The following is an 8,847-nucleotide window of genomic DNA, read 5'->3' as shown; positions in this document are numbered from 1 at the left end:
GTAGGTCACCGCCAGGGGCTTTATCCCTCAAACGCCTTCCCATCCGGGAAGGCGTTTGTCTTTGCGCGTGAGAAAATTTGCGCATCCGCATATGCGAACCAGAGCACAGGCTTGTACGCGCCGAAGTCGTGTGCGAAAAGGCTTATCGCCTATGATGCGAGGCCTGTTGGCCCGGCAGCGTACGGAGTGCCTATCTCATGTTTGTCCATGTCGAAGTCCGCCGTCGCCGCCAGGTGCAGTGGGCCACCGTGCTGTTGGTGGTCGTGTGCGTGATCAGTTTCGTGGGATTGGCCTTGATACCCGCCCCGCAACGCGTCTCGATGTGGCTCGAATGGGGCACGGTGCCTGCCAATATCTTCGACCCCAACGCGCCATTACTGCCTCAGCTGCATGACCCGGCGTTGCTGCGCCTTTTCACAGCGCTATTCATTCACCTTGCCTGGCTGCATCTCCTGGGCAACCTCCTGTACCTGGTGATCTTCGGCATCCCTGCCGAACGCGCCCTGGGTTCGTTCCGCTTCCTGCTTCTGTTCGTGCTGGGTGGGATGGTTGCCAACCTGGTGGGTGCGCTTTCATTGGCTGGCGTGCGCTCACCCATCATCGGGTGCAGTGGTGCCGTTTCAGCTGTGCTCGGCACGTATATCGCCTTGTTTCCGCGTGCTCGACTTGGCCTGGTGTTGCCGCTCGGGCTCTACCTGGAATTCGTGCGGGTGCCGGCCTTCCTGTTGATCGGCATTTGGGTGCTGCTGCAGCTGCTTTTCAGCTATGTGGGACCGAGCTATGGCGCTGTGGTGTGGTGGACGCACATCGCCGGTTTCCTGTTTGGCGTCGTATTCGCCCTGTTTTCGCGAGATGCGATTGGGCGGCGCTTGCGGGGCTAAAATACGCGCATGCGTACCAAGAAACTTTACAAGGTCACCTTCCTGCACCTGGGCAAGTGTTACGAGCTCTATGCACGGCACGTGGCATCAAGCAGCCTGTGGGGCTTCACCGAAGTCGGTGACCTGGTGTTCGAGCCGGTCGGTGAGGGTCTGTTGGTCGATCCCACGGAAGAAAAATTGCGCGACGAGTTTAAGGACACACGCGTTCTGCACCTGCCGATGCAGTCGGTCGTGCGCATTGAAGAAGTCGAGAGCAAGGGTGCTTTGGTGATTCGTGATGCCAGCGACGGCCAGAAGATCACGCCCTTTCCCATGCCGCCGCGGGGACGCTGATCGGCGATTTACACGTGCCGAACCACGGCGATCACAATCTCCAACACGATCAGCACGATGATCGCGAGCTCCAGCAGTTCGCCGCGCTTTCCTGAGGCCTCTTCATAAAGAGCGGCGTAACTGTCACGGATGATCGCCAACTTGCGATCCACCGCCTTGCTGACGTGCGATACGCGAAATAGCTCCAGCGCCGCGGCGTAGACGCGCGCGAGGTAAACGTCTTCGGTGACCTGCAGCGCATTGTCGACCTTCTCGGTGACCTCCGTGACCTCCGCCACCAGCGTATACAAATGCCTTGCGAGATCGGCATAGCGGCGTGCCGCTAGTGGATTGGCGACGTGATGTGTCGCCTCCACCAAGTCGTACATGCGTGGCAGCTCGCCATCCAATAGCTCGTCGTAATAGCGCAGTTCCAATAGCTGCGCATTGGCGACCTCCAGGATGTCGACGACATCGGACTCGTTGCGAGGCTCATAGATGAATGCGCGATCCCAGGTGAGCACCGCCAGATCATCGGTGTAATAGGAGAAGCGCTGTCGCAGCAGCTCTTGCTTGGCCTGCTCCGATAGTGGGCGGGACTCGCCCGCGAGCATCGGTACCAGATCGAGCTCGTCATGCAGCGCGGCTGTGCTGGTGACGCCCTCAAGCGCATGCACCAATCCCAGCAAGTAATCCTCATGCAGCGGCGCCGCGCTGGGCCGGAGCAGTGCGGGGCGCAAAACCTCCGTGATCTCCTTGATCAGCTGAGTCCAGACCGTGGTGCTGGACGCGATACCGAGTGACGTATCCACAGCGTTGACGCGCGCACTGAAGTCGCGCCATGAAAGATCGTCGGCCGGTACGCGCACTGAAAAAGCGGCGACGCCAAAATCGTAAAGTCGCGCTATCACGGAGGCTTGCACAGACTGGCCTCCGATATCGATGAGTAGGGGCCCCAGCGTGAGCTGCACGGGTGGTACGCCAAAGGCCATGGCCTTTGGCGAGGCCGTGAGCAAGCGGCCTCGGGCCGCCGACGTCTTTGCATGCTGCGCCCACAAGGACTCCACGGCAGCGAGGTCGACGGAGTCGGCGATATCGACCAGACGCATCGCCACGACCGATGCCCGATGTACGTGCGGTTGCTGCTGTCCCATGGAGCCCGTCCCTGCATTGACGGCGCGCATCGACAGATCGCGCCTACGGCACGATTCTAGGCTTCCGAGATGACGGGAGCGTCAGCGCGCGGCGAGCCCGTGACGGCGGGAGAACTGGCGGAACAGACGTCGCGCCAACGGCGTCGGTGCCACCTGGCGGAACGTGTGATGAGGGTCGAACCCCTCCCGCTGCATGTCGTGGTGCTTGCGATCGATGTAAGCACGCATCACGTCAGCATTGAACTCTGGGTGGAACTGGGCGCTCATCGCATTGGCGCCATAACGCACCAGATGATGCGGATCGCGCGTCGAACTCGCCAGCACGGTGGTGCCCTTGGGCAGCTCGAGCACGCTCTGTTCATGCGTGGCGTGGGCGCGGAACTCTGCAGGCAGGCTGCTGACCAGTGGATCGCTCTTGGCTGCGTCGAGAGTGCTGAGCGTGACCGTACCGATCTCACGCCCACCCGGCAGGTAATCAACGCGGCCACCCAACGCATGCGACATCAGCTGATGGCCGTAACACACGCCAAACATCGGAAGCTCCACATCCATCGCGTCGCGAATCCAGCCAGCAGTGCGTTCACTCCATGCTGCGCGCTCGGTGACCATGGCGGCAGAGCCGGTAATCAGTGCACCCGCCACATCGTTCGGCGCGGGCAGCGTTTCACCTGCTTCCACATCGACCACGCGTACCCGATCCGGCGAAAGCTGCGCACCCAGTCGGAACCAGTGAGGGAAATCCCCGTGACGTGCGCGAATGGGGGCTGGGGCGCGACCGGTGCGAATAATCAGGACGGGTTTCATGCGGTAAGGCGGGTTGGTTGGGGTAAACAGCAGATCATGCGCACTCAGGCTGAACCGTGTTCTATCGGCGGCAGCACGGTGAGTACTTCCTGGACGGTGGTAAGCCCGCGAGCAACCTGTGTCGCGGCAGAGATTCGTAGCGGGTGCATACCCTCAGCCAGCGCAGCCTGGCCGAAATGGCCAAGATCCAGCTGCGATGAAATCAGGCTGCGCAGGCGCGACGTCAGCTGCATCATTTCGTAAACGCCGGTGCGCCCTTGGAAGCCGGTGTTGCGGCATTCCAGGCAACCGATCGGCTGGTAAACCTTGTCGGGCAGGGGCACTGACCAACCGTGCGTGAGCGAGGTCCACTCATGCGGATCCTGTGTCGTCGCCTGCTTGCAGTGCGGGCATAGCGTGCGCACCAGGCGCTGCGCCACGACGCCAGTGAGCGTGGACTGGATCAGATAATGCGGCACGCCAAGATCAAGCAGGCGGGTGACGGCGCTGGGGGCATCGTTGGTGTGCAGAGTCGACAACACCAGATGACCGGTAAGCGACGCCTGTACCGCCATCTGCGCGGTTTCCAGATCGCGGATCTCGCCCACCATGATGATGTCCGGGTCCTGACGCAGCAGCGTGCGCACGCCGGCGGCAAAGTCCAGATCGATCGAAGGCTGCACCTGCATCTGATTGAACTCAGGGCTCACCATTTCGATGGGATCTTCCACCGTGCACACATTCAATTCCGGCGTGGCGAGGTGCTTGAGCGTGGAGTAGAGCGTGGTGGTCTTACCTGAGCCGGTGGGGCCAGTCACCAGCACGATGCCGTGCGGCCGCTCCACCATGGAGCGCCACGCAGCATCTTCTTCCGCCGAAAAGCCCAGTTGCCCAAAATCCTTGGCAACGATGTCCGGATCAAAAATACGCATCACCACCTTCTCGCCGAAGGCGGTCGGCATGGTGGAAATACGCAGCTCCACCTCGCGCCGGGAGGATGAGCGGGTTTTGATGCGGCCATCCTGCGGGCGGCGCTTCTCGGCCACATCCATGCGCGAAAGAATCTTGATGCGCGCGGTGACCGCGGTCATCACCGGCGGTGGCAGCTCAAACACCTTATGCATCACACCGTCGATGCGGAAACGCATCAGGCCTGCTTCACGCCGAGGCTCAAGGTGGATATCCGAGGCGCGTTGTTCAAAGGCGTACTGAAGCAGCCAATCGACGATATGCACGACGTGCCGGTCGTCGGCACCCACCTCGCCACTCTTGCCCAACTCCACCAACTGCTCGAAGTTGAGCATGCCGGCAGCGTTGTAGCCGGCCCCCTTGGCATCCTGGGCGAGCTGGATCGAACGCTGGACGCCGTAGAACTCCAACAGATAGCGATTGATGTCCAGCGGATTGGACACCACCCGATGCACGTCCCGGCGCAACATGTGCGAAAGATCGGCGGCCCACGCGTTGTCGAATGGTTCGCAGGTGGCGAAGGTAATTTCACCCGGCGCCACCGCCACCGGCAGGATGCGATGGCGCTCCGCGTAGGCGCGGCTGACCACCTGGGTCACGGCGGCCACGTTGATCTTCATCGGGTCGATCTTGAGGTACGGCAGCTTGGCGTGGCCCGCCAGCCATTCCGTCAGAACCTCCATGTTCAGCGGGCGACCCGGATCGCGCTGATTAGGCAGTTTGGCGTTGACCACCAGCACCAGCGGGTGCAGCTCGACTGTGCTGCGGCCACTTAGGTTACCCATCCGCACCTGCTTGGCATCGTCGGCCAGCAGATAGCCATCCACTACCAGGGCAGCGAGCAGCTCATCCAGAGCGAGCCGGGCGCGGCGGCCAAGCAGGGAAACCGGTTGCGGTGAAGCGGCCATGCGTCGATACCTCCCCTGTTGCCTCACCGGAAAATCCAGCGGTGAAGGCGGTCCCGGCTATACTAACGCGCTTTATCGAAGCCCACGGGAAGCCATGTCCGCGCGCACCTTCCAGGATGTGATCCAGACCCTCAACCGCTATTGGGCGGCACAGGGTTGTGTCTTGCTGCAGCCCCTCGATACCGAGGTTGGCGCCGGCACCTTCCACCCCGCCACCTTCCTGCGTTCGCTCGGTCCCGAGCCGTGGTCGGCGGCCTATGTGCAGCCTTCGCGCCGTCCCACCGATGGCCGCTACGGCCAAAACCCCAATCGCCTGCAGCATTACTACCAGTATCAGGTGGTGATGAAGCCCAACCCGGACAACATCCTGGACCTGTACATCGGGTCATTGAAGGAGCTGGGTCTCGATCCGCTGGTGCATGACCTGCGTTTTGTCGAGGACAACTGGGAATCGCCCACGCTCGGCGCATGGGGCTTGGGCTGGGAAGTGTGGCTGAACGGCATGGAAGTGACGCAGTTCACCTACTTCCAACAGGCCGGTGGTCTGGAATGCCGTCCCGTGACCGGTGAGATCACCTACGGTCTCGAGCGCCTGGCCATGTATCTGCAAAACGTGGACAACGTCTACGACCTGGTGTGGACCGACGGCCCGCACGGCAAAGTCACCTACGGCGATGTGTTCCACCAGAACGAAGTCGAGCAAAGCACCTACAACTTCGAGCACGCCAACGTGCCGGAATTGCTGCGCTGGTTTGACGTGTGCGAAGGCGAGGCCAACAAGCTGATTGCCGCGAACCTGCCGCTGCCTGCCTACGAACAGGTGATGAAGGCCAGTCACACCTTCAACCTGCTCGATGCGCGGCGAGCCATCAGCGTGACCGAGCGCCAGCGTTACATCCTGCGCGTACGCACGTTGGCCCGCGCGGTTGCCGAGGTCTATGTCGCACAGCGTGAAAAGCTCGGTTTTCCGGGCCTCAAGAAGAACGTGAAGGAGCAGGTCGCATGAGCGCCGCCACCAAGCCGCTGTTGATCGAACTTGGCACGGAAGAGCTGCCGCCCAAGGCGCTGGATGAACTGGCCGCTGCTTTCCTGCGCGGCATCTGCGACGGGCTGGCCAAGCGTGGTGTCGAGGCGAGCCTGGACGAAGCGAAACTGTTTGCCTCGCCGCGTCGTTTGGCCGTCCATATCCCATCCGTGGCGGTCAAACAGCCAGAACAGAATCTTGAGCGCCGCGGCCCTGCCGTGAACGCTTCAATCGATGCCAATGGTCAGCCCAGCAAGGCGCTGCAAGGCTTTGCGCAGTCGTGCGGCGTGACCGTGGAGCAGCTTGAGAAGCTCGAAACCGACAAGGGTTCGTGGTTCGTATTCCGTGCGGTGAAGCCGGGCCAGCCGGTGGCGGCATTGCTGCCGGAGATTGTCGATGAAGCACTGAAGGGTCTGCCCATCCCCAAGCCCATGCGCTGGGGTGATCACGATTACACCTTCGTGCGCCCGGCACACTGGCTGGTGATGCTGCACGGCGCAGACATTGTCGACGGTTCCGTGCTGGGTCTGAGCAGCGGCCGCAAATCGCGTGGTCATCGTTTTATGCACACGCAACCCGTGCATGTGGCTGATGCCGACAGCTGGCTCGATGCCATGCACGCGGCCAAGGTGCTGGCCGATCCGGAGGAGCGTCGCCAGAAGATCCGCGACGAAATCGAGCGTGCAGCGAAGGAAACCGGCGGTGTACCGCAGCTGGATGACGCGCTGCTCAACGAAATCGCCAACCTCACCGAATGGCCGGTGGCGGTTGCCTGCAAGTTCGATCGCGAGTTCCTCGCGGTGCCGCCGGAAGCCTTGGTCACCACCATGGAGACCAACCAGAAGTTCGTGCCGGTGTTCGATGCCAACGGCAAGCTCACCGAGCACTTCATTGGCATCGCCAATATCGAAAGCAAGCAGCCCGGCGAGATCCGCAAGGGCTACGAGCGTGTGATCCGCCCGCGCTTCGCTGACGCCAAGTTCTTCTGGGACGAAGATCTGAAGACGCCCTTGGCCAGCTATCAGGACCAGCTGAAGAACGTCACCTACCAGCAGTCGCTGGGTAGCCTGTGGGACAAGAGCGTGCGTGTGGCTGAGCTGTCGCGCGTCATCGCCGGCCGCGTGGGCGTCGATGCTGGCGCAGCCACCCGCGCCGCTGCGCTCAGCAAATGCGATCTGCTTACCCGCATGGTTGGCGAATTTCCCGAGTTGCAGGGCGTGATGGGCCGCTACTATGCCGCGCATCATCGCGAAGCGGCGGATGTGGCCAACGCACTCGACAGTTATTACCAGCCGCGTTTCGCCGGTGACGCCATCGCGGCTGGCAAGGTCGGCCAGGTGCTTGCCGTGGCGGATCGCTTCGACACACTGGCCGGAATCTTCGCCGTCGGCATGAAGCCCAGCGGCAACAAAGATCCATTCGCGCTGCGCCGCGCCGCACTCGGCCTTGCGCGTACGCTCGTGGAAGGCGGGCTCGAGTTGGACTTGCGTGGCAGCTTCGTCGAAGCATTGGAACTGCTGCCCGAAGCCGCACTCGCCGCTGGCCTCAAGCCGGGCAAGGACGGCAAGGCACCCGCGCTCGACGCCGGCAAGCGCCGAGCCACCCTGCAGGATGAACTGGTCGATTTCGTGTTCGAGCGTCTGCGTGGCTACTACGCGGAGCAGGGCTTCACCAGCGAGCAGTTCGAGGCCGTGCTGGCCGTGGCACCGACCAGCCTGGTGGATTTCGATCGCCGCCTGCGTGCCGTCGGCGAGTTCGGCCGCCGTCCCGAAGCCCTGAGTCTCGCCGCCGCCAACAAACGTGTGGCCAATATCCTGCGCAAGCAGGCGGAAGAGGCTGGCGCCCCGGCTATGGGCACCTCGGTCGATCCCGCCCACTTCGAAGCGGACGCAGAGCGCGCATTGGCCACCGCCCTGGATGCCGCGCGCGCCGATACGGCCGCGCCGCTACAGGCCGGCGACTACGCCGCCGTGCTCACACGCCTGGCACTGCTGCAGGCACCGGTGGATGCGTTCTTCGACAGCGTGCTGGTTAACGCAGAAGATCCTGCCGTGCGCGCCAACCGACTGGCCCTGCTGGGCCAGCTCAAGGCGCAATTCAGCGCCATTGCCGATATCGCCCGTCTGTAACCCACAGGCGCCGCACGGCCCAATGCAAAACGGCAGCCTTGCGGCTGCCGTTTTTGTTTTTTAGGCGATGACCTGACGGCCGCGCTTGACTCGCTCGTGAAGGCGCTGGTTGAACGAGACCATGGCCGTGGCGTCCACATCGGTGCCGCCCGGGCCAAGAATTTCGTACAAGTCCGCCAGCATGTCGGCGTTGTCGGCCAGGGTGAGCCGGCTTTCGGCCAGATCCAGCTCCGACTGGAGGATGCGCAGCGCCGTGTTCAGGCGGTGCGGATCCATGGCCATGCCGCTGGCATGCAGCGTATCGGCCGCCGTGCGGAGCTTGGAGCGATGGCGGTTGGCGCTGGCCTCGGCATTGGGCAGTTCTTCGCCTGAGGCAATCACATCCGCCTGGATGCTGCCCTCACCGGCCACCAGCCACACCAGGGAAATCCCCAACGTCCTGGCCAGCGTGACGCAGCGTGCGCGGGACGGGTCGGTGTTGCCATCTCGCCAGCTTCGCACCACGCCCTCGGAGAAACCGCACATACGCGCGATCTCCGTGACGCTGCCCACGCGCTGGATCAGCACTTTGATGCGATCAGCGAAGGTGCTCGCGGGCTCGTTTGTCGAAATTTTTTGCATGTTCATCGCATTTTCCTGGCGGATGGCGACAAGTTGTAGAAAGCATGAACCCAGGTTTGCTGATTT

Annotated in this window: 8 protein-coding genes; 4 read left to right on the top strand and 4 right to left on the bottom strand. The window is 62.5% G+C overall.

The window, feature by feature from the left end; all coding sequences use genetic code 11:
* The first annotated feature begins 197 nt into the window (after positions 1–197).
* Both AC0GUR_RS13025 and AC0GUR_RS13020 read left to right on the top strand, forming a co-directional pair.
* On the top strand, positions 198–881 hold the full coding sequence (locus AC0GUR_RS13025; protein ID WP_472877913.1) for a rhomboid family intramembrane serine protease: 684 nt from the start codon (positions 198–200) through the stop codon (positions 879–881).
* Positions 882–890: 9 nt separating this feature from the next.
* Entirely contained in the window at positions 891–1,214 is a 324-nt protein-coding gene (locus AC0GUR_RS13020; RefSeq protein ID WP_472877912.1) for a DUF1820 family protein, read from the top strand.
* An 8-nt stretch (positions 1,215–1,222) separates the two neighbouring features.
* Here the strand turns inward: AC0GUR_RS13020 and AC0GUR_RS13015 are convergent, their stop codons facing one another.
* From AC0GUR_RS13015 to tfpB, 3 genes are all read right to left on the bottom strand, one after another.
* Complete coding sequence (locus AC0GUR_RS13015) at positions 1,223–2,347, bottom strand: hypothetical protein (protein ID WP_472877911.1); 1,125 nt, start codon at positions 2,345–2,347, stop codon at positions 1,223–1,225.
* A gap of 81 nt (positions 2,348–2,428) precedes the next feature.
* Positions 2,429–3,151: a glutamine amidotransferase gene (locus tag AC0GUR_RS13010; RefSeq protein ID WP_472877910.1), complete on the bottom strand. Its 723-nt coding sequence runs from the start codon at positions 3,149–3,151 to the stop codon at positions 2,429–2,431.
* Positions 3,152–3,195: 44 nt separating this feature from the next.
* Complete coding sequence (gene tfpB, locus AC0GUR_RS13005) at positions 3,196–5,007, bottom strand: type IV pilus assembly ATPase TfpB (protein WP_472877909.1); 1,812 nt, start codon at positions 5,005–5,007, stop codon at positions 3,196–3,198.
* A gap of 94 nt (positions 5,008–5,101) precedes the next feature.
* On the opposite strand from tfpB, the gene glyQ reads away from it, so the two are divergent.
* Entirely contained in the window at positions 5,102–6,013 is a 912-nt protein-coding gene (glyQ, locus tag AC0GUR_RS13000; protein ID WP_472877908.1) for a glycine--tRNA ligase subunit alpha, read from the top strand.
* A complete protein-coding gene (gene glyS / locus AC0GUR_RS12995; protein WP_472877907.1) occupies positions 6,010–8,160 on the top strand; it encodes a glycine--tRNA ligase subunit beta in 2,151 nt (716 codons plus the stop codon). The genes glyQ and glyS overlap by 4 nt, the downstream gene beginning before the upstream one ends.
* Positions 8,161–8,220: 60 nt before the next feature.
* Here glyS and AC0GUR_RS12990 read toward each other — a convergent pair whose 3' ends face one another.
* Positions 8,221–8,787 carry a helix-turn-helix domain-containing protein gene (locus AC0GUR_RS12990; RefSeq protein ID WP_472877906.1) on the bottom strand — a complete coding sequence of 189 codons (567 nt, stop codon included), beginning with the start codon at positions 8,785–8,787 and terminating at the stop codon, positions 8,221–8,223.
* Positions 8,788–8,847: the final 60 nt, after the last annotated feature.

This window comes from Dyella sp. PARNA 12/25, from assembly GCF_055702865.1.
The sequence above is the reverse complement of the archived record's forward strand: the minus strand, read 5'-3'. Positions and strand labels throughout refer to the sequence as shown.

Bases quoted from the DNA above. Each gene is read 5' to 3' on its own strand.
- AC0GUR_RS13025 (WP_472877913.1), top strand. From the start codon at position 198: ATGTTTGTCCATGTCGAAGTCCGCCGTCGCCGCCAGGTGCAGTGGGCC.
- AC0GUR_RS13020 (WP_472877912.1), top strand. From the start codon at position 891: ATGCGTACCAAGAAACTTTACAAGGTCACCTTCCTGCACCTGGGCAAG.
- AC0GUR_RS13015 (WP_472877911.1), bottom strand. From the start codon at position 2,347: ATGGGACAGCAGCAACCGCACGTACATCGGGCATCGGTCGTGGCGATG.
- AC0GUR_RS13010 (WP_472877910.1), bottom strand. From the start codon at position 3,151: ATGAAACCCGTCCTGATTATTCGCACCGGTCGCGCCCCAGCCCCCATT.
- tfpB (WP_472877909.1), bottom strand. From the start codon at position 5,007: ATGGCCGCTTCACCGCAACCGGTTTCCCTGCTTGGCCGCCGCGCCCGG.
- glyQ (WP_472877908.1), top strand. From the start codon at position 5,102: ATGTCCGCGCGCACCTTCCAGGATGTGATCCAGACCCTCAACCGCTAT.
- glyS (WP_472877907.1), top strand. From the start codon at position 6,010: ATGAGCGCCGCCACCAAGCCGCTGTTGATCGAACTTGGCACGGAAGAG.
- AC0GUR_RS12990 (WP_472877906.1), bottom strand. From the start codon at position 8,787: ATGAACATGCAAAAAATTTCGACAAACGAGCCCGCGAGCACCTTCGCT.